This is a genomic window from Chromohalobacter moromii (genome assembly GCF_023091865.1).
In the GTDB taxonomy this organism is placed as follows: Bacteria; Pseudomonadota; Gammaproteobacteria; order Pseudomonadales; family Halomonadaceae; genus Chromohalobacter; species Chromohalobacter moromii.
This window is the reverse complement of record NZ_JAHXDI010000002.1, coordinates 143,848-166,467: the sequence shown is the minus strand read 5'-3', so window position 1 is coordinate 166,467 and position 22,620 is coordinate 143,848. Positions and strand designations below refer to the sequence as shown.

The window sequence follows — 22,620 nt, the reverse complement described above, 5'->3', positions numbered from 1 at the left end:
CCAGCCGTCTCATTCCGACAGAAGCGAACGCCATGACCCAGACATTGATCCCGCATATCGATCTCACGCCACTTCTCGGTGGCGCCGGCGGCGACGATCCCGCGTACGCCGATAGCGTCGCAGCCATCGTCGATGCCGCCTGCCATTCCGGCTTCATGACCGTGGGCATCGCGCCGGGGCAACTGGATCTGCCCGATGACATCCATGCACGGCTGCTGCGCTTTTTCGAGCTCGATGCCACCGCCAAGCACCGCCTGGCGCGGCACAAGTTCGAACCGGCCAACCGCAATGTGTACCGCGGCTACTTCCCGCCGCAGAACCAGGACCCGACCTGGAAGGAAGGCATCGACCTCGGCGCGGATGTCGCTCATCCCGAGCGCGCCGACGCGGCGAGCGGCGATCCGCTGCGCGAGCCCACGCCGCAGCCGCCGGCAGCGTCCCTGCCGGGCTGGTCGGACGATGTCGCCGCCTATTACACGGCGATGGAATCCCTGGGCGGCGTAATCGCCGCGGCGCTCGCCGAAGGCCTCGGCATTCCGCGTAACACGCTCATGCAGCCCTTCGAAAACGGCAATTCAACGCTACGCTTGATTCATTACCCCGAGCGTCCCGCCGAGACACTGGCCAGCATGCCGGCCGTCGATGGCGAAGGCGATGCACGGCGCTGGATGGTCGGCGTGCCGCATTGCGACAACGGCTTCATCACCCTGCTCTGGCAGGACCGCGTCGGCGGCCTGCAAGTGCAAACGCCCGGCGGCGACTGGGAAGACGTCGCACCGCGCGACAACGCCCTGGTGGTCAATTTCGGCCGCCTGCTGTCGGACTGGTCCGGCGGGCGGATCCAGGCCACGGAACACCGCATCGTCGGCGGCACACGCTCGCGGCACTCGATTCCGTTTTTCTTCGAGCCCGCGGTCGAGGCCACCATCGAGGCCCCGAACGCCGATGGCGACGGCGGCTATGTCTACGGCGACCGGCTATGGCAGCGCATGCAGGCCTTCGTCGAATTCCAGGGGCTGGAACGCGCGCCCGCCGCACGAGACTGACACTGAATCGGCAGCGCCGGACGTCCCCGGCGACCGAACGACGCGACGACAATGTCGCCACCCTGACCGGGTAATGCTTTATAGACGCTTGCTTTTTTCTACCACCCACCGAGGAATGACAACATGAAAACGACTTTGTGCTCCCTGGCCGCCGCGGCAATCTTCACGGCCGCCACGACCGCCCAAGCCGAGGACAAGACGCTGGTGATCGGCACCAACAACTGGGCCGAGAACGTCGCGGTCGCCAACATGTGGAAGCTCATCCTCGAGAACCGCTACGACTACGATGTCGAGCTCTCCGATGTCAGCAAGAACGCCCTCTACAGCGGCCTTGCCAACAACGACTTCGACATCTCGCTCGAAATCTGGCTCCCCAACACCGACGCGCGCTACCTCGAGCCCTACAAGGACCAGCTCGAAATCAACGGCGCCTGGTACGAAGGCACCGGGCTCGGCCTGGTAGTGCCGAGCTATGCCGACATCGACACCATCCCGGAACTCAAGGCGCAAGCCGAGGACTACGGCTACCAGGGCAGCCCCAGCATTCTGGGCATCGACTCCGGCTCGGCGATCGCCGGCCTGACCGACGAGGCCATCGACGCATACGAACTCCCCATGGAACAGGTCAACAGCTCCGGGCCGGCCATGATGGCCGCGCTGGATGCGGCCTACCAGCAGGAAGAGCCAATCGTCGTGACGCTGTGGAGCCCGCACTGGGCCTTTGCCGAGTACGACCTCAAGTACCTCGAGGATCCCAAGAACGTTTACGGCGACAACGAAACCATCTACTGGTTCTCGCGCCCGGGCTTCACCGAGGACGACCCTTGGCTCACCGAGGTGCTCAACGCCTGGCACATGGATGACGACAGCCTGGGCGGCCTGATGGCAGAGATCGAACAGGCCGGCGACCCGGTGGAAGGGGCCAAGAGCTGGATCGAAGACAACCAGGACCTCGTCGACGAGTGGCTCGCCGCCAGCGAATGACCTGCTAGTCACCGCGCCCGATCCACACGAGGCCTGGTCCACACGGGGCCTCCCCGCAACGACAAGCGCCCCGGCATGCGATATGCCGGGGCGCTTTTCATGCAAGGCATCGCCCGTCGATTACGGCGTGACGATCCCCTGACGCTTGGCCATGGCCTGCGCGGCGCGCGGCCCCAGCCACAGCGTGGGCAGCAGCACCAGCGACACGGGGAACGCCGTGATCACGATGAACTGCTGCAACACGCCGATCTGTCCTGCGCCCATGTACAGCAGAATCGCTGCCATTAACGCCATGGCCACGCCCCAGAACGCGCGCAGCGCCGGCTGGGGATCGTCATGGCCGGCGTTGACCACGGAAACCGCATAGCTCATGGAATCGCCGGTGGTCGCCACGAAGATCGTGGTCAGCACCAGCACCGCCAGCGCCATCAATTTACCGCCCGGCAGCGCTTGGGCCACCGCCAGCGTGGCAACATCGAACTGGAAGTTCTTGAGCGCTTCGCTGAGATCGATGGCACCGCTCATCTGGTAGAAGATCCCCGAGCCGCCCAACAGCGTGAACCACACCGAGGTGGCCACGGGAGCGAGCACGGCCACGGCGACGACCAACTGACGAATGGTACGCCCCCGCGAGATACGCGCCACGAAAATCGCCATCAACGGCGCGTAGCCGATGAACCAGGCAAAGAAGAACACCGTCCACCACTTCATCCACCAGTCCGGCGCGGTCTGCGAGGTCATGGTGGCCATCTCGAAGAACGACCCCAGATAGGTGCCAAAGCCCTGGAACCAGCTATCGAACAGAAACTGGGTGGAGCCGAAGAGCAGGATCACGGCGCCGATACCCAATGCCAGCATGACATTGCAGCGGCTCAAAAACTGGATGCCACGATCGACGCCGGTGATCGCCGAACTCACATAGAGCCCACCCAGTACGACGAGGATCATCAACTGGGTGCCATAGCCCTCGGCCACGCCGAATAGCGTATGCAGGCCGAAATTCATCTGGGTCGCCAGAAAGCCGATGGGGCCCACGGTGCCGGCGACCACGGCGATGACGCAGACGGCATCCACCACGCCACCTAAAACGCCGCGCATGCGCGCCTCACCCAATAGCGGCGCCAACAGCGTGCGCGGCTGTAGCGGCAAACCGCGATCATAGTGATGATGCGACAGCACGATGGCTGCCAGGGTGCCGAGCACCGCCCAGGCATGAAACCCCCAGTGCATGAAGGACTGTGCCAGCGCATTGGGCACCGCTGCCGCCGTGCCTGGCTCACTGGAAAATGCCGGCGGCGTGACCACGAAATGATAGATAGGTTCGCCGGCGGCAAAGAAGACACCGCCTCCGCCCAGCAGCGTGCACAGGATGATCGACACCCACTTGAAGGTGCCCATGTCCGGACGTTGCCGATCGCCGATGCGCGCACGCCCCGCAGGCGATACCGCCACGCCCACGGCGATAAAGTAGGTCAGCAACAGCAGCAGTTGGAAATAGGCCCCCAGGTTCTTCGCCGTCCAGGCGAACCCCACGCTGATCGCCGCGGTCATCGCGTCGGCGTCGATCAACGAAAACGCCACAAAAAGGATGATGAAGCCGATCGTCAGCCCCATCACCGTCGGGTCGCCAAAATGCGTGCCCGAGCGCGTGGCGCTCGCATCGTGTTGAGTCATCAATGTCCAGTTCCGATCGTCGCGTGAGGCGCGCACACTACCGACCTTCGTCGAACACGGCAAATCGAAATTTCAACTTCGGGCGCGTCTGGCGCCGCAAAAGAAGACAAAGTCGCCGATCATGTACCATCCACGTCGTTCGCATCGCCCACTCGGGTGATCGACGAATGGCTGGGGCCAGCGAGTAAAAATCTCGCGTCCAACGACAAGCGCCCCGGCACGCGATATGCCGGGGCGCTTTACATGCAAGGCATCGGCCGTCGGTTACGAGGCGACGATTCCCTGACGCTTGGCCATGGCCTGCGCGGCGCGCGGCCCCAGCCACAGCGAGGGCAGCAACACCAGCGACACGGGGATCGCGGTGATCACGATGAACTGCTGCAACACACTGATCTGCCCTGCGCCCATGTACAGCAAAATTGCCGCCATCAACGCCATGGCCACGCCCCAGAACGCGCGAAGCGCGGGCTGCGGCTCGTCATGACCGGCGTTGACCACGGAGATCGCATAGCTCATGGAATCGCCGGTAGTGGCCACGAAGATCGTCGTCAGCACCAGCACCGCCAGCGCCATCAGCTTTCCGCCCGGTAGCGCCTGGGCCACCGTCAACGTCGCGACATCGAACTGGAAGTTGTTGAGCGCTTCGCTAAGATCGATAGCGCCGCTCATCTGGTAGAAGATGCCCGAGCCACCCAACAGCGTGAACCACACCGAAGTGGCCACGGGGGCGAGCACGGCCACGGCCACGATCATCTGGCGAATGGTGCGTCCCCGCGAGATGCGCGCCACGAAGATCGCCATCAACGGCGCGTAGCCGATGAACCAGGCGAAGAAGAACACCGTCCACCACTTCATCCACCAGTCCGGCGCGGTCTGCGAGGTCATGGTCGCCATCTCGAAGAACGATCCCACATAAGTCCCAAAGCCCTGGAACCAGCTATCGAACAGGAACTGCGTCGGCCCCAGAAGCAGGATCGTGGCGCCGATCGCCAATGCCAGCATGACATTGAAACGGCTCAGCATCTGAATGCCCCGGTCGACCCCGGTGATCGCCGACGTCACGTAGACACCGCCCAGCACGAGAAGAATCACCAGTTGCGTGCCGTAGCCCTCGGCGACGCCGAACAGCGTATGCAGGCCGAAGCTCATCTGGGTCGCCAGAAAGCCGATGGGGCCCACGGTACCGGCGACCACGGCGATGACGCAGACCGCGTCCACCACGCCGCCGAACACGCCGCGCATGCGTTCCTCACCCAACAGCGGCGCCAACAGGGTACGCGGCTGCAGCGGCAGGCCACGGTCGTAATGGTGATGCGACAGCACGATGGCCGCCAGGGTGCCGAGCACCGCCCAGGCCAGAAAGCCCCAGTGCATGAAGGACTGCGCCAGTGCATTGGGCACGGCCGCGGCGGTGCCCGCCTCGCTGGAAAATGCCGGCGGCGTGACCACGAAATGATAGACCGGCTCACCGGCGGCGAAGAACACACCGCCCCCGGCCAGCAGGGTGCACAAAATGATCGACACCCACTTGAAGGTGCCCATGTCCGGTCGCTCAAGATTACCGATGCGCGCGCGGCCTGCCGGCGAGGCGGCCACGCCCACGGCGATCAGGAAGGTCAGCAGCAGCAGGAGTTGGAAATAGGCGCCCAGCGTCTTCGCCGTCCAGGCGAACCCGGCGCCGATCACCGCCGTCATGCCCTCGGGATCGGTCAGCGAGAACGCCACGAATAACACGATAAAGCCAATAGTCAGCCCCAGCACCGTCGGGTCGCCATAGCGAATACCCGAGCGCGTGGCACTCGTGTTGTCTTGAGTCATCTGTTTCCGGTTCCGATAGTCGCGTGAGGGGCGCACACCCTACCGACCTTGGTCTTAGACGGCAAATCGAAATTTCAACATCGGGGGGCGTCCAGCGCCATAAAAGCAGACAAGGTCGCCGATCATGTGCGATTCGAATCGCTTGCGCCATCTGCGTCGCCACGCCGCTCGAGCAAACGTTGCATCGCGCCGGAAGGTGCCTCGCCGGGCCGATCACGCCGGCTGGAGGCGTAGTTTTCGTTGAACACTTCGAAGTAGTCGTCGAGGATCGCCGAGGCCTCGGTGTCGCCGCTGATGCGCAACAGTTCGGCGGCGACTTCGGCGGTGCATAGATGCTCGCTGGAGGCGGCCTTGCGCAGCCGGTAGCGCGTCAGGCGTGATGTCTTGAGCGGTAGTACCGGGAGCGAGGCCAGGTACTCGCTACGCCGGAAGATCCGTCGCGCCTGGCGCCAGGTGCCGTCGAGCAGGATGAACACCGGCGTGCGCGAGTCGGCCAGTGCCGCATCGACGGCCTCGGGGCCCACTACGCGCTCGGCGTAATCCGCCTGGTCGTCGGGAAAGACGACGAACGGCGCAAAGCGGTCGTCATCGAGCAGTGCCAGAAGCCGCGGATCGGGTTCGGTGCGATACCAGGTGAAGACTTCGGTTTCAGGCAGGATATGGCTAATCAAACGACCGGTATTGGTCGGCTTGTAGTGCTCGATGGGATGCGTCAAAAGCCAGAAACGTACGCGGCTCTCGGCTGCCACACGGTACGGACACAAGCAGTTGAGCTTGGGCAGCCGGCACTCCGGACAGCGCGAGACGAAGCTACCGCGCGCATTGAACGGCTTGCGCGGCGCATCGGGGTCATAACCGGAGACCGTCGTGGCTGAATCGGCCGGTGCATCGTGGGATTCATGCATGAGACATCAGGCTGGGTCGAAAAGGCCGGGCATTCTAGCATGCCCGGCCAGGCTTTCATCCACGCGGTGTCGAGGCTGCGGGCGGCGCGTTCGAAGCATGCCGACGCTTCCAGTATCCCGCCAGCAGCGAACCGGAAACGTTGTGCCACACCGAGAACAAGGCGCCGGGCAGCGCCGCACCTGCGGTGAAGAATTGATTCGCCAGCGTCACCGCCAACCCTGAATTTTGCAGGCCAACCTCGAAGGCGATGGTGCGCGCGGTACGCGTGTCGAAGCGCAGCGCCCGCGCCAGACCGTAGCCCGCCGCGAGGCCGATGCCGTTATGCGCGATGACCGCCAGCGCCACGATGGGCCCCAGCGTGCTCAAGCGTCCGGCATTGAGCGCCACCACGATGGCGATGATCAAAACGATGGACGCCATGGCCAGTGTGGCCAAGGCCGGTTCCACACGTTGAATATGCGTACCCAGCAGGTGATGAATCACCACGCCCAGCACGATGGGCGCAACCACCAACTGAGCGATGCTCAGCAGCATGCCCAGCACCGGCACATCGATGCTCTGGCCCAGCAGCAGCAAGGTGATCAACGGCGTGGCGACCACCGAGATCAGTGTCGAGACCATGGTCATCGACACCGACAGCGCCACATGGCCGCCGGCCAGCCAGGTCATCACATTGGAGGAAGTTCCGCCCGCCGTGGCGCCGACCAGCACCATGCCGATGGTCAATTCGGGCGACAGGCCCAGCACCCGAGAGACCAGCAGTGCCGCCAGCGGCATGACCAGAAACTGCAGGATGACGCCCACGGCGATGGGCTTGGGCGACTTCACCACGCGTGCGAAGTCGCCCTTGGTGAGCGTCAGCCCCATGGCGAACATGATGATCACCAATAGCGCCTTGATATAGCCGGCCAAGCCGGTAAACAGCTCCGGCACCAGGGCGGCGATGACCGCCAGCAAGATGGCCCAGACGGGAAACAGACGATTGATACGTTCGAAGATTGGCATGAGTGTCCTAGCGTGTTTCGTCGGTGCTTTATGCACCTTGTTGTATCGAAGGGAGGCAATAGTGTGCCGTAAAACGTGGCGCAGGCGAAGCGCCTCGGCGTCAGGCCCAGTCCGGCATCCACAGCGCGCCCGCGTGACGCCAATGCTCGATCAGCGGCGGCACGCCCTGGCTCGCCGGTTGCGAAATGGCGCGCACGCCACGCGGCGCGAGAGACTCTGCCTGAGGGTCGACGAGCAAGCATGGCGCTTCAATCGGCGCTTGATCGAGCAGCATCGCCGCCGGCATCACCGCCAGCGATGTGCCCACCACCAGCACGAAATCCGCTTCGGCGACCACGTCGCAGGCCTGGGCGTAACGCGGCACCGGCTCGCCGAACCACACCACGTCCGGACGTAGTTGGCTGCCCTTGTCGCATAACTCACCCATCCGGATGCCCTGCCGCCCCACCGGGTAGCGCAAGCTAGGGTCGGCACTCGAGCGCGCCATGAGAATCTCGCCATGCAGGTGCAGCACATCGCGCGATCCAGCCCGCTCGTGCAGGTCGTCGATGTTCTGGGTGATGACGCTGACGCGGAACCCGGCTCGTTCGAGTTCGGCCAATGCGTGATGCGCGGCGTTGGGCGATGCCTGACGCGTCTGCTCGCGGCGCTCGTCGTAGAAGCGCAGCACGCTTTCGGGATCGCGGTCGAAGGCCTCGGGCGTGGCGACATCCTCCACGCGATGGTTTTCCCACAGACCGTCGCCGTCGCGGAACGTCTTCAGGCCGCTCTCGGCGCTGATACCCGCCCCGGTGAGGACAACGAGATGCGGTGCCTGATGCTCGCTCATGCCTACCTCGCGATATGTGGTTCAAGAAGTGAATGTTGTTCAAGGAAATGAATGTGATTCAACCCAATTGAAATAACACGATGGCGCCCGCCATCACCACCGCGCACGCCAGACGCTGATAGAACACGCGCCCGCGCTTGAGCGGATCGGCCAGGCCCACGCCCAACCGCGTGGCCAGCAACGCCAGGGCGATCGACAGGATGCCCCGCGACGACTGGATGATATTGCCGTGGACCGCGCCCAGAATATTGAAGGCGATGAACATCAGCAGCATCGATACCAGCCACGCAGACGCCACCGGCCACGTCTTGAGCGCCTTGCGCCACTGGCGCTTGGAGAGCCCGATGCCCACCGGGGCCACCAGCAGGCCGGCCACGCTATACGCCAGGAACACCGACAGCAACGCGCCGTGCAGGCCCGGCACCTCGATGCCGCGGGTCAGCGCGACCACGCCCAAATCGCAGCCCGAATAACCGGCCACCGCAACCAGGATCCAGCCCGCCGCCGAAGGCTTGAGCCGTCCGCCCGCCAGGCTCATGGCAAGCGCCGCGCCACCACACAGGATCACCGCCGCCCACTGCAGAACGCTCAACGCCTGCTCCGCCGCCAGCGCCGTCACGCCGGCCAGCAGCACGACCTTGAGACCCAGCAGCGGCGAGACGCGCGACGCCACGTCTCGCCGCAGCGCACGAAACAGCGCCGCCTGGCCTCCGAGGTAGCACACGTTCATCGCCAGCAGCGGCAACCATACCGCCTCCAGGCGCGCACCGCTGCCCGGCAGCAGCAGCGCCACTCCCAGCAACGAGACGCCGCCCATCAACAGATGGGAAAACACCAGCATGGCGCGCGTGGATAGCGTGTAACGGCTGCCCACATAGGCGGCTACGAAATAATAAATCGCCTGACACAGAGCACCCAATAGGCCCGTGACGACCCCTAGCATCATCGGCTGTACATCCTTGGTGGCAAGATCGACAATAGGCGCCCTTCGAGCGAACCGAAGGCCCCTTCATGACGTCGGAATTGCCCATACTTTATCAGGACGAGCGCATGGTTGCCGTGCATAAGCCCTCGGGCATGCTCGTCCACCGCAGTGCGATCGCCGCCGATGCGCAGGTATTCGCCCTGCAAACCCTGCGCAATCAGCTAGGGCGCCACGTCTATCCGGTGCACCGGCTCGACCGGCCGACCTCGGGGCTGTTGCTGTTCGCCCTCGACCCGGAGATGGCCAAGGCGCTGGGCGAGGAATTCACCGCGCATCGCGTCCATAAGCGGTACTTGGCGGTGGTGCGGGGCGTCGGCCCGGAGCAAGACGTGCTCGATTACGGCCTGCGCGAGGAAGACGGCAAACGCCCCAAGTCGGAAATGCCCGAGCTTGCCGCCTGGACCGCTGTGCGCCGCCTGGATAGCGTCGAACTGCCGGTACGCATCGACCGTTATCCCCAGGTGCGCTATTCCTTGATGGAAGCACAGCCCTGGACCGGCCGACGGCATCAGATTCGCCGCCACCTTTCACGGCGCGGCTACCCGATCATCGGTGATGCCAAACACGGCAAGGGCGCCCACAACCGCTTCTTCCGCGATCATCTGGAAAGCCCGCGCCTGTTGCTGGCGGCCGTGGGCATGACGATCTGGCACCCCGAGCAAGCGCGCACGCTGCAGCTCGATGCACCCCTGGCCGACGACATGCACACACTGTTCGCGCGCTTCGGTTGGCAGGGCCACGCCCCGGCGACACGCGTCGATTGGCACGCGACGCGCCCTGCTTCGCTATGGCCCACCGGCCACGACCGGTAACGAGGAACGATCACATGCACGACGATTACGATTTCCGCTTCGGCGGCATCCGCCGACTGTACGGCGCCAAAGCCGCCGCGTTCTTCCGCCGTGCGCACGTGGTGGTCATCGGCGTGGGCGGTGTAGGCAGTTGGGCCGTGGAAGCCCTGGCACGCGCCGGCATCGGCACCCTGACATTGATCGATCTCGACGATGTCTGCGTGTCCAACGTCAATCGCCAGTTGCACGCGCTGGACGGCACCATCGGCCGGCCCAAGGTCGAGGTGATGGCCGAGCGCTGCCGCGCCATTCAGCCCGGGATCACCGTGCATGCGGACACCGCCTTCGTGACGCCGACCAATCTCGCCGAACGCCTGCCCGAGGACGCCGACCACGTCATCGACGCCATCGACAGCGTCATCGCCAAGAGTGCATTGATCGCCTGGTGCAAGCGCCGCAAGATCGGCCTGACCGTCACCGGTGCGGCAGGCGGCCAGACCGACCCCACGCGGATCCGCGTCGCCGACCTGACACGCACCGAGCACGACCCGCTGCTAGCCAAGGTGCGCGCGCGCCTGCGGCGGGATTTCGGCTTCTCACGCAATCCCAAGCGACGCTTCAGCGTCGAATGCGTCTACTCTGACGAGCAGCTCGTCTACCCCGGCGCCGATGGCGAGGTCTGCCAGCAAAAACCCGGCAATGGCGAGTCTACGCGTCTCGACTGCGCTTCCGGCTTCGGCGCGGCGACCTTCGTCACCGGGAGCTTCGGCTTCGTGGCCGCCTCGCGCACGCTGGCACGGCTCGCCGCCAAGGCCGAACGCGAACCGGCCGATTCCCACGTCACGGAGATACCCTCATGAGCCATGAGACACGCCCGATCCCCGGCATCTATCGCCATTACAAGGGCGCCAGCTATGAAGTGCTGGGCGTCGCGCACCACAGCGAGACCGAAGAACCGCTGGTGGTCTATCGCGCGCTGTATGGCGACTACGGCCTCTGGGTGCGCCCCTTGACGATGTTCTGCGAGACCGTCGAAGTCGCCGGCGAACCGGTGCCACGCTTCGAACTCGAAGCCGCCTTCCGCTGAGCGGCGTGCGTCGCTGAGCGAGGGCGCTGATGCTATAATGCCGCGCTTCTCGTTTCGCGCGACGCCATGACGTTGCCACACATCCGAAGGAGAGAACGCATGAGCGCACTGGTTGGTGTCATCATGGGCTCGAAGTCTGACTGGGCGACCCTGTGTCACACCGTCGATACGCTCGAGGCACTGGGGATCGAGCACGAGGTCAAGGTTGTCTCGGCCCACCGTACGCCGGATTTGCTGTTCGACTACGCTGCCGGCGCTGCCGACCGCGGCCTGGAAGTCATCATCGCTGGGGCCGGCGGTGCCGCGCATCTACCCGGCATGGCCGCTGCCAAGACGCCCCTACCGGTACTCGGCGTGCCCGTGCAATCGAGCATGCTCAGCGGCGTCGACTCGCTCCTCTCCATCGTCCAGATGCCGGCGGGCATTCCCACCGGCACCCTGGCTATCGGCCGGGCCGGCGCCATCAACGCCGCCCTGCTCGCCGCCGCCATGCTGGGCAACAAGTATCCGGATATTCGTCAGGCGCTAGAAACCTATCGCGACGCACAGACACAAAAGGTGCTCGACGCGCCTGACCCGCGTCCCACCGACGACACGCAGGAGGCATGAATGAATATCGGTATCGTGGGCGGCGGCCAACTGGGTCGAATGCTGGCGCAAGCGGGCGCGCCGCTGGACATGCGCTTCACCTTTCTCGACCCCTCGACCCAAGCCTGCGCCGCCATCCACGGCGTCCATCTCTGCGCTGAGTGGGACGACGACGAGGCGCATCAGGCGCTGATCGAAGCTAGCGACGTCATCACCTTCGAGTTCGAGAATGTCTCGACGATGGCGCTGACGCAGCTCGCCGAACAGCGCCCGGCCTTTCCGCCGGCCAAAGCGCTGGAAACCGCACGCGACCGTGGCGCCGAAAAATCGCTGTTTCAGTCGCTGGACATCGCCATTGCCCCCATCGCGCTGATCGAGAGCCAGGACGACCTGGACCGCGCAGTGGCCGAGATCGGCCTGCCGGCGGTGCTCAAGACGCGCACCCTGGGCTACGACGGCAAGGGCCAGAAGGTGCTGCGCAACGCCGAGGACGTCCCCGGTAGCGTCGCCGAGCTAGGCGATGTACCGCTGATCATGGAAGGCTTCGTCGACTTCGACCACGAAGTCTCGGCCATCGCCGTGCGCGGTCGCGACGGCGAAGTGCGGGTCTGGCCGCTGTCGCGCAACGAGCATCGCCAGGGCATGCTGCATCGCGCCGAGCCGCAGCCCGATCACCCGCTGCAAGCCAAAGCCACCGATTACGCCACACGCGTGCTCGAGGCACTGGATTACGTCGGCGTCATGGCCTTCGAATTCTTCGTCACCCGCGACGGCGAACTGCTGGCCAACGAAATCGCCCCGCGCGTGCATAATTCCGGGCACTGGAGCATCGAAGGCGCGACGACCAGCCAGTTCGAGAACCACTTGCGCGCCATCGCCGGCTTGCCGCTTGGCGAGACCACGCGGCTCGTGCCCTGCGCCATGCTCAACATCATCGGCGCCTTCCCCGAGCGTGACGCCGTGCTCAGCGTTGCCGGCGCGCACCTGCACGACTACCACAAGGCGCCCCGCCCCGGCCGCAAGATCGGCCATATCACGGTGCTCGCCCCCGACGCGGCCACGCTGGCCGAACGCACCGCCGATATCGAAGCGCTACTGGTCAACGACCTAGGCTAAGGCCTCGCCTCGTTCCATCCGCCGTAACGCAAGATGCCCGCCAATTGGCGGGCATCTCGTATCAGCATGGCAGCGACGCGATCACTCGTCGTCGGCACTCATCTGCTGCTGCAGGTAGTTCTGGATTCCCACCTTGTCGATCAGGCCGAGTTCAGTCTCGATTGTATCGATGTGCTCTTCCTCGTCGTTGAGGATGCGGCGGAACAGGTCACGGCTGACGTAATCGCGCACTTCCTCGGAATAAGCGATGGCGTCGACCAGATCCTGCCAGCCTGTCTTCTCGATGGCGAGGTCGCACTCGAGCATTTCCTTGGTGTTCTCGCCGATGTGCAGCTTGCCCAGATCCTGCAGGTTGGGAATGCCCTCGAGGAACAGGATGCGCTCGATCAGCTCGTCGGCATGGCGCATCTCTTCGATGGATTCGTCGTATTCCCACTTGGCAAGCTTAGCCAGCCCCCAGTCCTTGTACATCTTGGCGTGTAAGAAGTACTGGTTGATGGCGACCAGCTCATTGCCCAGTGCGGTGTTGAGGTACTGAATGACCTTGGCATCACCTTTCATCGTCACGTCTCCCTTGCAGATTCATTTGGTTTTAAGGCGAGATGGCCAGCCAGACACGGCCCAGCCGCCACCGCCATGGGATACAGGGAGTATCGACTATTTCGCCGAAAAAGTCGAATTAAGACAAGATCTTGCCGCGAAAACGCCGCATTTGTGAAGGATTGGAAATAACAGGCGAGAACGATTGCCACTCCGCTCTCGCCTCGCGGAGACAAGCATGACTCAGTCCAGACACGAAAACGCCGCTACCCAATGGGATAGCGGCGTTGGCGATGATCGGTACACAGCGAAGCGTTTATAAGCGATGCAACGGCTAGACGGCGTAGGCGAGATCCGCGCTCGGCATCATTTCCTGGGTGATGGCATCACGCGTGATGGCCTTGGCCGTGCAGGCACAGCGGCCGCACTGAGTCGCACACTCGGTGCGCTCGCGCACTTCTCTCCAACTACGCGCGCCGTCTTCAACGGCCTCGCGAATGGCATTGTCGGTCACGCCTCGGCATATGCACACGTACATTCCATCACCTCGCTGATCGCTCTGATAGGGAATGTAAATGATTCGCATAAAGACTTTCAACCCCCAATCACTATCTTTTCGCTCGGCGGAGGCTCGACTTTCGGCTAACGTGAAGCCAAGTGGCTGAAAAGTAGGGCTAAACGGAGAGTTGCCGGGTGGGCTGAGATGGAAGGGATTGGGAGGCTTTTGTCGCCTCAACAGCCCATGGCGCAACCTTGGCTTAAAGAGGAAAAGATGTGGGGCGATAACGCTTATGCACGGCGGCTTGTCAGGTGCTGTATGTGGCTAGGCATTTACCACCGTTAGTTTTGGCCAGATTTCCTGCCACCTTTTCCCTGCTACACGTTTCCTAAAATCAACGGGCTTTGGCCTGTTAGGGTTCAAGGTGATGGTGAAATTGAACAAAGGCTCGACGCCAAAGGGAGCGACTAAGACGACCTCCCTGCTGGCATCCAGTGTAGCGCCGACGGCTGTCTCGACTTCGACCCAGTAGCTCATGGCATTGGTGGTTGACGTATAGGGATCATCGACGTTGCGCTCATGCATTCTCGCTTGGTTCTTTACCGACCACGGAAAATCAGAAGAGCTTCTGAGCTTCGCTTCTATACGCCGATCCCTAGCTTCATTAATATCCTTCGGATCGAAGTAGACCAAGTCGATATCGTTGAGAGCCGTCGCGGCCGAAAAACCATGCACCTTGTCCCAAGCAAGGTTGCGAACAAACCCCGCGGCAAGGCACCAATCCGGCAGGCACAGGTCAGCGGCTATAGAAAGCGCCTCCATGCGTTCTGCGTCCTGCTCTATCCATTTTTTGATTTGTGCTTCGTAGTCCATTGGGTACCTGATGCCTCGTTCACCGCCTTGTTCAATGCAACGCCTAGTGACGCGAGAACTCCGATGCCAGCATGGCATCGCGAAGCGCACCAGTGGCCTTATAAAGCGAAGCGCGACCCGTCAGGGACGGGACGTCCGCCTTACGCGGCTGGCTAGTGTTCACTCACGGCGAGCCAGGAGCTGCAAGAGTAATCATACCCACAAAAGCAACAAGCCGACCAATGCCAGCACAGTAGGCCACCTTAACCCCATAACGTTTGGCATTCGCCATTGAAAGAAGGTTATTCGGGCCAGGAGACATATTTAAAGCAAAGCTCGCTGGTATAAACAAAAGGATTGTCGACAAGGTCATGATTGATTATCACTTTTAATCAAATGATTACCAAGAGAACAAGCAATACAACAGTAAAAACGATGCAAATTAACTTAAGCACGCGAACCAACGCATTGTAAAAATGCCACGCACTGAAAACATCTCTTAAACAACTTATCCAACAAACTCTCTGAGGTTTACGGGCTCTTTCAGTAAATTAGCCAGGGGTAAGAAAAGCGGCTCCGGCAACTTATCTAGCTCGAACCACTTCCACTGCTTACATTTATCCGGCTCAGCAACCTGAGGCTCACCACTAGAGCAACAAGCTACAACGAACAATGTCACATAATGCTTATCTTCTTGTTCAAAGACATCATTGGTGAAACTTAGCTTTTTAAAAGTGCCCACAACCAAGCCTGTTTCTTCGAAAGCTTCCCGTTGTGCACATTCTTCAATACTTTCACCCCATTCAAGGTGCCCGCCAGGAGTCGCCCAAGTATGGGCTCCATGAGAGCCTATACGCTCTCCAAGTAAAACACGCCCTTCGCGTAGAATGACCGCAGCCACACCTACTCGCACTTCCTTCTTCAATTTTTCATCCTTTTCTAATACCGATTAGCCTAACGATGACGTTCCCTCCTATGCACTCATCATAGGGCAGAAGTGTCCACTAGAGCGGGGGAAGTCCATTTAGTTATACTTCATATTCGCAGACTACCGAGGCATCAGCTTTAGCTTTTATAGTTTCAAGTGTTTCATGAGCAATCTGCCGTATACATGCCATGACGGGCGGTGGGAAAGGTCTTTGTACGTCCCCTTCAGATATCACCCAACCTAGCGAATTATTTCGAGAAAGATCTAGGTATGCTTCGTCTAGAGTTGGATCGACATGACCCCCGCCGTCGGTATTTGCGACATTTAATATAAGTTCGCGCCGATTAAAGAAACGCCCCGTCTCGTCCTTCACAACGCTGTTATTCCACCAATCCTCGAACTTGATCCATCGATACCCACGCGGCCCTCCGCCGCCTTGGCATAAAGCCAAATATTTGCTTCCACCCCCGACTCGCATCAAAGTTAGCGGACAATCGGTCATAAGATTGCGCGGGTTTAAATCATGTGCGGTATCCATGAATCGCTTCGCACGTAAATTGAGCTGCTGCATGAGCGCTTGGGACTGCCCGTGATGATGAAGGAGCAACCGAAGACTCAACGCAATATGCTTACCTATTGGCTCTAGGCCTTGATCAAAAGTTGAGCAAGCATGAGTCAGAAGCAGTATTTGCTCATTGAACTCTTTCAATAACTCGCCTTTTGGCCGAGCTACTCGATTTTTTCTACTCATAGTGTATAACGCTTGCAGCACGCGCGCCCTTGGAATGGAGCCAGAGGCGCAATGGAAAGGGTGTCGCCGTGCCTGCATTTGTTAATTGGTGAAACCCAGATAGACGATGACACCACCAATGATATTTATCAAAAGGGAGAATCCGGAGCTGATCAAAAAATTTCTGACTTGTTTCTTGTTCCGTTGTGCAAGCTTTTGCTCGCCTTCATCATCTCCGCTTGTCAATTTGAACATTCTAAAAGCACCGTACTTCTGAATCGACTCAAAGGTCTTTCCAGCGATGAATCCGGAGCTTTTGTCGACCACATACAGGATTATTAGGGAAATAAATGCCCACTGGGCGATCATAACCAAATATCCCTTGGTCAGCGGCGCTTCAGGGTTTTCATCCAGGGGGGCCACCAAACTCAAGCATAAAAGAGCGGCTAAAGCGGTAAGCAAAGGCGCCGAATATCTAATCAGAGCACAAAAAGGGTTGGCGCGTTCTTCAAACCAAGAAAACCACGAATTTTCAACAGCGGGTTGAGGCAAACTATGAACCCATTCGTCAACAAGTGCTAAAAGCTCCTTGCTCAGAATATGGTTTACAAAATCTACTCGGCAAAATATTGGAACACTCTCAATCTCAAAGGAGTCTGCCTCGGAAGGATCTTTAGAGAGTACTGCGCGCATCACATCTATCGGTTTGAGATGAGGCGAAAGCTTTACTGTCACCGTGTGCCTTTGTGGGACGTCATAACCATCCACAGTTACCAAAAACTCCCACCTCAACCGCACTTCCCTTGTGACTTTTGGACTTGTCCAACGATGTTGCTCAAATTCCGCCCACGTCCCAAACTCTAAGGATGTTTTGTCTTCGAAACTTACATCGACGGTAGCAATCATTCCCTCCACACGATGATTGCGTAGTTTCTCTACCATCTGTCCATGTAAGTCATGAATAGCTGCTATGTTCACATGAACCCGGCGTTTGAACATTTGTTGGGTTGAGTCAGGTTTACCAACCAGCAAATGAAACATCGACCTCAGGTCGTTCTTATCCAACGCGGCCATCACGGTACCGGGTTTGCCCGTGCTTGGCTGTCCATCACCGTTCCTTGAATGATCTATTTCCGTCATGAGTTCCTCATTAGTGATTTGATTCTAAACGTAGGGCCCGATCGACCCACTCAATTAACGCTTGCAGCATGCGCGCCCACGCAATGAAGCCGAAGGCGCAATGTAGTGGGCGTCGCCTTGCCTGCACTTGTTAGACATTTAATCATCTTTAAGCAAGTGCTCTGCTTCTGAGACGAGCCCTTCGGTCTCGGCCAAATTTTTCGCTAGCGTTTCTCGGTAGTCACCGGGTTGATCGCTAATTTTAAAATGCGGATGCACTCTACCTCCGACCAAGAACTGAGCAAGTATCTCTTGCTTCGATATGGCTGCGGATATTTTGCATGAAAGGAGGTTCTGTTTTGACTGAACCTCAGCCGATCTGCGCTGCTGCGCCAGCTCTTTCCTTTGAATGAATAGGGAGATTGCAACGCCTATAAACGCTAGTGACGAAAATAGAGCGCTGACAGCACCAAAGGCTCCTCCTAGAAACGCCATCTTTTCCCAAGAGCCATCAAAAACGCGGAAAGCGACATATGGATAAAGCACCATTACGACAAAAAGCGCCGCGATTGAGACAAACCAATATAAGATAATCCTCAACTCGTACCTCCTCTAACCTACGAACGCTCTCGTCTAACGCCAGCCAGCATGCGCGGCTACGGAATGGAGGCGAAGCCGCAATGGAGTAGACGTCGCCGTGACTGGCCTTGTTAAAAACTTCATTGTCATAATGTACAAGTTTGGACCGCTTGGTTTCGTGCAACCTGATATCGCCGGATAGCAATCTGTGAATTGAAACTCCGAGGTGGAGGCGCGGGAACCTCCGGCAATTCTTCAAATAGATTTTTGAATCCGTTTTTTACCAGTTGAAGATCTTCTTCAGAGTTGAGATTCGAAAGCAATAGCCGCAGTTCCGTGTCCGCCTCGACAAGCTTTTCTTCGATTTTATCGGCAGATTTTACGCCATTCATGTTTCTTGCCTGATCTATGAGGCCGACCACTTTTCGAAGAGAACCAATGACGCCTGTTCGAGCCTCCAACCGCACGACATTTTGATGGCGAGCATTCGTTGTAAACAGGCCCTCAGCGACCATATACTCGGACAGCCGCTTAGAATCTTCATAGAGGAGAAGAACACCCTCTCTAAAACTTGGATAAGTGGCTATTCCGCTATAAATTGCCGCGATCGTGCCGAGAACCGTCCCATAAACTTTTATCGAGCCCTCGGCGAACTCGACTGAAATGTCGGCTGAGGAAGTGAAAAAGAAATCGGTTCGACTTCTTAGAAATTCATTCAGGTGCTCAGATACAGCATCCAAATCGATGCTTTCAATATCCTCGGGCTCGATGTGCAGATAGGCCTGAGCAAGAATGTTCTTATTTATATAGTCTGCCACGCGAGTCCCCTATTTTTAACGCCGTGGGTAAGCCGCCGGGACGGAGCGCAGCGGAGTACCGGTCGGCTTGACCCATTTGTTAAAAATTCACTGCTCGAGTCGCTCTAACTCATTGAGCATTTTCAACCCCATGTACAGCGCTTCCATGCCATGTCCGTCTAGAACCTGCTGCCCATGGATAGCCGCATTGCAGACCTTAAGGATATAGTCGAATGAGCTATGCATACCCTTGTATTTTGGATAACGATCTACAAATTGCCTGAATAGTTGCCTTGCTGAGAGAAATCCGCCTTTCATGCTCAGTGGATCGCCCGTGGATATTCTTTTTCCAAGAATTTCACGCAGCTTTCTCTCCAAATCCATCCGCAACCTCGCCAAGGCGAAGTTAATATCGTTTCCAGACTGGGTGAGGTATTCCTCGACCTGATCAGTTGAGTTGAACTGATCACTCTCCTCGCCCAGAGTCGATTTAAGTTCTTCCTTTGCTTCTTGCGCTTCTGCCTGTCCAGGAAGATGTACGTTTACAGTTTGGTTTACGGTATTCGATATGGCAGTAATCATGCTGCTGTAAACATTGAGGAACTCACGAGTTTCAGCCTTAAATTCAGTCACATCCTCTTTCACCTTTCCAATTTCACGTTCGAAGGTGAGGAGCTTTCCAATGCTGATCTTTTTGGCAACGGGAAGCAGCAAGAAGAACAGAGAAAAGACCAACAATATGAACGAAGGGGAGTCTATGTTATTCCTCGGTGGCACTCCTATTCCGTAGACAGCGAGCAGAAAGAAAAATACTGCCGCTAATCTGCAGAGAAAAGGAAAGACATCAAAGGCAAGAACCTTTTTAAGAAGCTCCAAGACTCCTCCTTGAATTTTTAACAGGTATTAGATAGCGCGCTCGTTTTGCCACTTGAACGAGCGCGCGCGTTCAAGAAATCTTATCAAGCCCGCCTTTTCGCACCTAACTCATTGATTTTACATTGTGCTAAGCATAATTCGGCGCGTTATACAGGATTCGCGTGCTTGCGCGTTTTTCTGAATCCAATAATACTGTATAAAAATACACTAATACGAGGGCTCATGGATACTCACAACCAACCGCCAAAACTGATGGATCGCGTGAAAGCCATCATGAGGGTGAAACGCTACAGCCCACGCACCGTGAAGACTTACTGCTACTGGATACGTTATTTCATTCGTTTCAATGGGTTGCGTCACCCCGCCAGCATGGGTGGCCCTGAGGTGAAGGCTTTTCTGGAGCATCTTGCGGTACAGCGCCATGTGGCCGCGGCCACGCAGAATCAGCCCCCTGATGCTCTTATTTCCTCTATCGGCATGTACTGGGAGAAGCTTTACCGGAGTGCGGGGCCTATTGGGATGAGGGCAAGGCCCTTCAGGAACGCTACCGCCCCTACCTGTGCATGCGGCGATGAGAGGCTGTCATCCATGCGATAGTCTCTGCGTACTGCTTGGTCATAAGTCTTCTTAAGTAGTCTTTGCTGTACCGTAACCAGCCGTTACAGGGAGAGCAATGCCCACGAAAGGATAAAGCGCAAGGCGTTTCACGCTGGGGGTACTGGGGCTACTGGCTAGCGTCGCCCAGCATGTTTTCCAGTTCGCTTTCGTCAACGCCGAGCATCTGCAGGATGTTGCGCTGGGCGGCTTCGAGGATGTGCTGACGCTCTTGCTCGCCGGGCAGGCTCTTGGCGAGGGCGACGGCGCCCACCAGGGAGGCAAGAATGACGCGGGACTTGTCGGCGATGACGTCGCGGTCGGGTTCGAAGGGGAGTTTTTTGAGGCGGCTGAGAGCGATGAGGCGGGTTTCCAGCATCTTCTTCATGCGCAGATAGGAGGCTTCGAAGAGCGTGCGGATCTCGGCGTTCTCGTTGCCGATCTCGTTGAACAGCACGGTCTCCGGCCCGGGTTGGTGCTTGCGTTCCAGCTCCTGGAGATTCCAGCAATTGGAGACCAGTTCCGTGAGGTGCTTCACCGAAAGCGGCCCCTTGACCAGCCTGGCCGCGCGGCTGCTTTCCAGGGTGTCTCGCACCGAGGCGTGGTACAGCGCTTCCTTGGAGGCGAAGTGGGCATAGAAGGCGCCGTGGGTCATCTTGGCCAGTTTCATGATCTGGCCGATGGAGACCTTCTCGAAGCCTTGGCGGCTGAACAGTTCGACGGCCGATTTAAGGATTCGCTCGCGCGACCTGGCCTTGCGATTCGTCGAGTCGGACATGGCGACCTCACGCTGCTACTCAGAATAGGTGCTGAATACACGCTGAATATTATCTTGATCATATCAAGCCCGGTGCTAGCGTGGCGTAAATTCCAACAGTTCAGGACACTCGCATGTCATCACCGCTCGTTATCACCGGCATGGGCATGGTCAGTCCCCTTGGTTGCGGCGTCAATGCCAGTTGGGAGCGCCTTCTGGCGGGCCGCTCCGGCGTTTCCTCGATCACGCGCTTCGAGACCGGCGAGCTGCCGATCAAGGTCGCGGGCTCGGTTCCCGGCATGGAGAGCGACCCAGAGGCGGGCTTCGACCCCGACCGCGTGGCCGATGCCAAGGAACGCCGCAAGATGGAGCTGTTCAGCCTCTATGCCATGGCCGCCGCCGACGAGGCGCTGACCCAGGCGAACTGGTTCCCCTCGAGCGATGAGGACCGGCTGGCAACCGCCACCATCGTGGGCTCCGGCATCGGTGGCTTCCCGACCATCACCCAGGCGCAGAACACGCTCACGACGCGCGGCCATCGCCGACTCTCGCCGTTTACCGTGCCGGCCTTTTTGGCCAACTTGGCGGCGGGCAATGTGTCGATTCGCTATGGTTTACGCGGGCCGTTGGGCTGCCCGGTCACGGCCTGCGCGGCGGGTGTGCAGGCCATCGGTGACGGCATGCGCCTGATCCGCAGCGGCGAGGCTGAGGTGGCCCTGGTGGGTGGCGCCGAGGCCTGTATCGACCCGCTCTCGCTGGCCAGCTTCCATGCCATGAAGGCGCTCTCCACCGAGCAGGAGGCGCCCGCCAAGGCATCGCGTCCTTTCGATCAGGCCCGCAACGGCTTCGTCATGGGCGAAGGCGCGGGGTTATTGGTGATCGAGACCCTGGCCCACGCCGAGGCGCGCGGGGCGACGCCACTGGCTTTTCTCAGCGGCTATGGCACCAGCGCGGACGCTCACCACATCACGGCCGGGCCGGAAGATGGCGCCGGTGCCGCGGCGGCCATTCGGGCCGCGCTGAGGATGGCGGGGCTCGCACCCGAGGCCATCGATCACATCAACGCCCACGCCACCTCGACGCCGGTCGGCGACCGGGCGGAGATCGCATCATTACGCAATGCGTTTGGTGACGCTCTGCCCGGCATTCCGATCTCCGCCACCAAGTCGGCCACCGGCCACCTGCTCGGCGCCGCCGGCGGCGTAGAGAGCATCTTCTCGGCCCTGGCGGCCATCCAGGATCGCCTGCCCCCGACCCTGAATCTGGAACACGTCGACGCGGACCTGAGCGATCTGAACTTCGTCTCGGGCGAGGCACGCGAGCACCGCTGCCGGCACGTGCTTTGCAATGGGTTCGGCTTCGGTGGGGTGAATGCCGCGCTGATCGTCAGCAAGGCCTGAGCGCTTTTCGGACTCGGTCCAGGCACTTCGGATCAGGCTCAGCCATCACCCACAAAAATGCCGCTTCCGGGGAAGCGGCAAAGCATGAGTCGGACGCGACTCAGTACGTGGAAGCGAAGG

25 protein-coding genes and 1 pseudogene are annotated in these 22,620 nt (G+C 59.7%); 9 read left to right on the top strand and 17 right to left on the bottom strand.

Annotation, left to right across the window (positions count from 1 at the left end):
• Window positions 1–32: 32 nt before the first annotated feature.
• The gene (locus KZO83_RS07170) at window positions 33–1,046 is read left to right on the top strand and encodes a 2OG-Fe(II) oxygenase family protein (protein WP_247620284.1); all 1,014 of its coding nucleotides are present in this window, start codon (window positions 33–35) and stop codon (window positions 1,044–1,046) included.
• A 123-nt stretch (window positions 1,047–1,169) separates the two neighbouring features.
• Window positions 1,170–2,030 carry a glycine betaine ABC transporter substrate-binding protein gene (locus KZO83_RS07165; protein WP_247620283.1) on the top strand — a complete coding sequence of 287 codons (861 nt, stop codon included), beginning with the start codon at window positions 1,170–1,172 and terminating at the stop codon, window positions 2,028–2,030.
• A gap of 120 nt (window positions 2,031–2,150) precedes the next feature.
• On the opposite strand, the gene KZO83_RS07160 is transcribed toward KZO83_RS07165, so the two are convergent.
• The 6 genes from KZO83_RS07160 to KZO83_RS07135 all read right to left on the bottom strand — a co-directional run bounded on the left by KZO83_RS07160 (window position 2,151) and on the right by KZO83_RS07135 (window position 9,208).
• Window positions 2,151–3,704 carry a BCCT family transporter gene (locus tag KZO83_RS07160; protein ID WP_247620282.1) on the bottom strand — a complete coding sequence of 518 codons (1,554 nt, stop codon included), beginning with the start codon at window positions 3,702–3,704 and terminating at the stop codon, window positions 2,151–2,153.
• A gap of 264 nt (window positions 3,705–3,968) precedes the next feature.
• Window positions 3,969–5,522 carry a BCCT family transporter gene (locus KZO83_RS07155; RefSeq protein ID WP_246919363.1) on the bottom strand — a complete coding sequence of 518 codons (1,554 nt, stop codon included), beginning with the start codon at window positions 5,520–5,522 and terminating at the stop codon, window positions 3,969–3,971.
• 122 nt (window positions 5,523–5,644) lie between these two features.
• Entirely contained in the window at window positions 5,645–6,427 is a 783-nt protein-coding gene (locus KZO83_RS07150; protein ID WP_246939968.1) for a tRNA-uridine aminocarboxypropyltransferase, read from the bottom strand.
• A gap of 55 nt (window positions 6,428–6,482) precedes the next feature.
• Window positions 6,483–7,433 carry a bile acid:sodium symporter family protein gene (locus KZO83_RS07145; protein ID WP_075368352.1) on the bottom strand — a complete coding sequence of 317 codons (951 nt, stop codon included), beginning with the start codon at window positions 7,431–7,433 and terminating at the stop codon, window positions 6,483–6,485.
• Window positions 7,434–7,533: 100 nt separating this feature from the next.
• The gene (locus tag KZO83_RS07140; RefSeq protein ID WP_246939965.1) at window positions 7,534–8,262 is read right to left on the bottom strand and encodes an SIR2 family NAD-dependent protein deacylase; all 729 of its coding nucleotides are present in this window, start codon (window positions 8,260–8,262) and stop codon (window positions 7,534–7,536) included.
• A 58-nt stretch (window positions 8,263–8,320) separates the two neighbouring features.
• A complete protein-coding gene (locus KZO83_RS07135) occupies window positions 8,321–9,208 on the bottom strand; it encodes an EamA family transporter (RefSeq protein ID WP_097022125.1) in 888 nt (295 codons plus the stop codon).
• A gap of 65 nt (window positions 9,209–9,273) precedes the next feature.
• Here KZO83_RS07135 and KZO83_RS07130 point away from each other — a divergent pair, with 65 nt between their 5' ends.
• From KZO83_RS07130 to KZO83_RS07110, 5 genes are all read left to right on the top strand, one after another.
• Window positions 9,274–10,059: a pseudouridine synthase gene (locus KZO83_RS07130; RefSeq protein ID WP_246895729.1), complete on the top strand. Its 786-nt coding sequence runs from the start codon at window positions 9,274–9,276 to the stop codon at window positions 10,057–10,059.
• Between the two features lie 14 nt (window positions 10,060–10,073).
• Window positions 10,074–10,898 (top strand): tRNA cyclic N6-threonylcarbamoyladenosine(37) synthase TcdA, encoded by an 825-nt coding sequence (tcdA, locus tag KZO83_RS07125; protein ID WP_246895728.1) that lies wholly within the window; start codon window positions 10,074–10,076, stop codon window positions 10,896–10,898.
• On the top strand, window positions 10,895–11,125 hold the full coding sequence (locus KZO83_RS07120; RefSeq protein WP_247620281.1) for a DUF1653 domain-containing protein: 231 nt from the start codon (window positions 10,895–10,897) through the stop codon (window positions 11,123–11,125). The genes tcdA and KZO83_RS07120 overlap by 4 nt, the downstream gene beginning before the upstream one ends.
• Window positions 11,126–11,224: 99 nt before the next feature.
• On the top strand, window positions 11,225–11,734 hold the full coding sequence (purE, locus tag KZO83_RS07115; RefSeq protein WP_247620280.1) for a 5-(carboxyamino)imidazole ribonucleotide mutase: 510 nt from the start codon (window positions 11,225–11,227) through the stop codon (window positions 11,732–11,734).
• Window positions 11,735–12,829, top strand: coding sequence for a 5-(carboxyamino)imidazole ribonucleotide synthase (locus KZO83_RS07110; RefSeq protein ID WP_247620279.1), 1,095 nt, complete (start codon window positions 11,735–11,737; stop codon window positions 12,827–12,829). It begins immediately after the preceding gene.
• Between the two features lie 81 nt (window positions 12,830–12,910).
• Here the strand turns inward: KZO83_RS07110 and bfr are convergent, their stop codons facing one another.
• From bfr to KZO83_RS07060, 10 genes and pseudogenes are all read right to left on the bottom strand, one after another.
• Window positions 12,911–13,390 carry a bacterioferritin gene (gene bfr, locus KZO83_RS07105; protein ID WP_040242989.1) on the bottom strand — a complete coding sequence of 160 codons (480 nt, stop codon included), beginning with the start codon at window positions 13,388–13,390 and terminating at the stop codon, window positions 12,911–12,913.
• 313 nt (window positions 13,391–13,703) lie between these two features.
• A complete protein-coding gene (locus KZO83_RS07100; RefSeq protein WP_040243348.1) occupies window positions 13,704–13,907 on the bottom strand; it encodes a (2Fe-2S)-binding protein in 204 nt (67 codons plus the stop codon).
• Between the two features lie 285 nt (window positions 13,908–14,192).
• Window positions 14,193–14,741 (bottom strand): nucleotidyltransferase family protein, encoded by a 549-nt coding sequence (locus tag KZO83_RS07095; protein ID WP_247620278.1) that lies wholly within the window; start codon window positions 14,739–14,741, stop codon window positions 14,193–14,195.
• A gap of 172 nt (window positions 14,742–14,913) precedes the next feature.
• Window positions 14,914–15,093, bottom strand: a pseudogene (locus KZO83_RS07090) (LysE family translocator); the annotation flags it as partial.
• Window positions 15,094–15,228: 135 nt separating this feature from the next.
• Window positions 15,229–15,645 (bottom strand): nucleotide triphosphate diphosphatase NUDT15, encoded by a 417-nt coding sequence (locus tag KZO83_RS07085; protein WP_247620277.1) that lies wholly within the window; start codon window positions 15,643–15,645, stop codon window positions 15,229–15,231.
• Between the two features lie 103 nt (window positions 15,646–15,748).
• Window positions 15,749–16,357: a hypothetical protein gene (locus tag KZO83_RS07080; RefSeq protein WP_247620276.1), complete on the bottom strand. Its 609-nt coding sequence runs from the start codon at window positions 16,355–16,357 to the stop codon at window positions 15,749–15,751.
• 123 nt (window positions 16,358–16,480) lie between these two features.
• Complete coding sequence (locus KZO83_RS07075) at window positions 16,481–17,518, bottom strand: hypothetical protein (protein WP_247620275.1); 1,038 nt, start codon at window positions 17,516–17,518, stop codon at window positions 16,481–16,483.
• Window positions 17,519–17,656: 138 nt separating this feature from the next.
• Window positions 17,657–18,097 (bottom strand): DUF6082 family protein, encoded by a 441-nt coding sequence (locus KZO83_RS07070; protein WP_247620274.1) that lies wholly within the window; start codon window positions 18,095–18,097, stop codon window positions 17,657–17,659.
• Between the two features lie 125 nt (window positions 18,098–18,222).
• On the bottom strand, window positions 18,223–18,894 hold the full coding sequence (locus tag KZO83_RS07065; protein ID WP_247620273.1) for a hypothetical protein: 672 nt from the start codon (window positions 18,892–18,894) through the stop codon (window positions 18,223–18,225).
• A gap of 87 nt (window positions 18,895–18,981) precedes the next feature.
• Window positions 18,982–19,749 carry a hypothetical protein gene (locus KZO83_RS07060; RefSeq protein WP_247620272.1) on the bottom strand — a complete coding sequence of 256 codons (768 nt, stop codon included), beginning with the start codon at window positions 19,747–19,749 and terminating at the stop codon, window positions 18,982–18,984.
• 222 nt (window positions 19,750–19,971) lie between these two features.
• Here KZO83_RS07060 and KZO83_RS16465 point away from each other — a divergent pair, with 222 nt between their 5' ends.
• Window positions 19,972–20,346: a site-specific integrase gene (locus tag KZO83_RS16465; RefSeq protein WP_261508393.1), complete on the top strand. Its 375-nt coding sequence runs from the start codon at window positions 19,972–19,974 to the stop codon at window positions 20,344–20,346.
• A 127-nt stretch (window positions 20,347–20,473) separates the two neighbouring features.
• On the opposite strand, the gene KZO83_RS07055 is transcribed toward KZO83_RS16465, so the two are convergent.
• Window positions 20,474–21,121, bottom strand: a complete 648-nt coding sequence (locus tag KZO83_RS07055; protein WP_247620271.1) for a TetR/AcrR family transcriptional regulator — start codon at window positions 21,119–21,121, stop codon at window positions 20,474–20,476.
• A 113-nt stretch (window positions 21,122–21,234) separates the two neighbouring features.
• Between KZO83_RS07055 and fabF the strand changes: the two genes are divergently transcribed.
• Complete coding sequence (gene fabF, locus KZO83_RS07050; protein WP_178999210.1) at window positions 21,235–22,500, top strand: beta-ketoacyl-ACP synthase II; 1,266 nt, start codon at window positions 21,235–21,237, stop codon at window positions 22,498–22,500.
• The last annotated feature ends 120 nt before the right edge of the window (window positions 22,501–22,620 follow it).

What these genes read in the sequence shown, in the direction of transcription:
- KZO83_RS07170 (WP_247620284.1), top strand. Translation starts at nt 33, where the DNA reads ATGACCCAGACATTGATCCCGCATATCGATCTCACGCCACTTCTCGGT.
- KZO83_RS07165 (WP_247620283.1), top strand. Translation starts at nt 1,170, where the DNA reads ATGAAAACGACTTTGTGCTCCCTGGCCGCCGCGGCAATCTTCACGGCC.
- KZO83_RS07160 (WP_247620282.1), bottom strand. Translation starts at nt 3,704, where the DNA reads ATGACTCAACACGATGCGAGCGCCACGCGCTCGGGCACGCATTTTGGC.
- KZO83_RS07155 (WP_246919363.1), bottom strand. Translation starts at nt 5,522, where the DNA reads ATGACTCAAGACAACACGAGTGCCACGCGCTCGGGTATTCGCTATGGC.
- KZO83_RS07150 (WP_246939968.1), bottom strand. Translation starts at nt 6,427, where the DNA reads ATGCATGAATCCCACGATGCACCGGCCGATTCAGCCACGACGGTCTCC.
- KZO83_RS07145 (WP_075368352.1), bottom strand. Translation starts at nt 7,433, where the DNA reads ATGCCAATCTTCGAACGTATCAATCGTCTGTTTCCCGTCTGGGCCATC.
- KZO83_RS07140 (WP_246939965.1), bottom strand. Translation starts at nt 8,262, where the DNA reads ATGAGCGAGCATCAGGCACCGCATCTCGTTGTCCTCACCGGGGCGGGT.
- KZO83_RS07135 (WP_097022125.1), bottom strand. Translation starts at nt 9,208, where the DNA reads ATGATGCTAGGGGTCGTCACGGGCCTATTGGGTGCTCTGTGTCAGGCG.
- KZO83_RS07130 (WP_246895729.1), top strand. Translation starts at nt 9,274, where the DNA reads ATGACGTCGGAATTGCCCATACTTTATCAGGACGAGCGCATGGTTGCC.
- tcdA (WP_246895728.1), top strand. Translation starts at nt 10,074, where the DNA reads ATGCACGACGATTACGATTTCCGCTTCGGCGGCATCCGCCGACTGTAC.
- KZO83_RS07120 (WP_247620281.1), top strand. Translation starts at nt 10,895, where the DNA reads ATGAGCCATGAGACACGCCCGATCCCCGGCATCTATCGCCATTACAAG.
- purE (WP_247620280.1), top strand. Translation starts at nt 11,225, where the DNA reads ATGAGCGCACTGGTTGGTGTCATCATGGGCTCGAAGTCTGACTGGGCG.
- KZO83_RS07110 (WP_247620279.1), top strand. Translation starts at nt 11,735, where the DNA reads ATGAATATCGGTATCGTGGGCGGCGGCCAACTGGGTCGAATGCTGGCG.
- bfr (WP_040242989.1), bottom strand. Translation starts at nt 13,390, where the DNA reads ATGAAAGGTGATGCCAAGGTCATTCAGTACCTCAACACCGCACTGGGC.
- KZO83_RS07100 (WP_040243348.1), bottom strand. Translation starts at nt 13,907, where the DNA reads ATGTACGTGTGCATATGCCGAGGCGTGACCGACAATGCCATTCGCGAG.
- KZO83_RS07095 (WP_247620278.1), bottom strand. Translation starts at nt 14,741, where the DNA reads ATGGACTACGAAGCACAAATCAAAAAATGGATAGAGCAGGACGCAGAA.
- KZO83_RS07075 (WP_247620275.1), bottom strand. Translation starts at nt 17,518, where the DNA reads ATGACGGAAATAGATCATTCAAGGAACGGTGATGGACAGCCAAGCACG.
- KZO83_RS16465 (WP_261508393.1), top strand. Translation starts at nt 19,972, where the DNA reads ATGGATACTCACAACCAACCGCCAAAACTGATGGATCGCGTGAAAGCC.
- KZO83_RS07055 (WP_247620271.1), bottom strand. Translation starts at nt 21,121, where the DNA reads ATGTCCGACTCGACGAATCGCAAGGCCAGGTCGCGCGAGCGAATCCTT.
- fabF (WP_178999210.1), top strand. Translation starts at nt 21,235, where the DNA reads ATGTCATCACCGCTCGTTATCACCGGCATGGGCATGGTCAGTCCCCTT.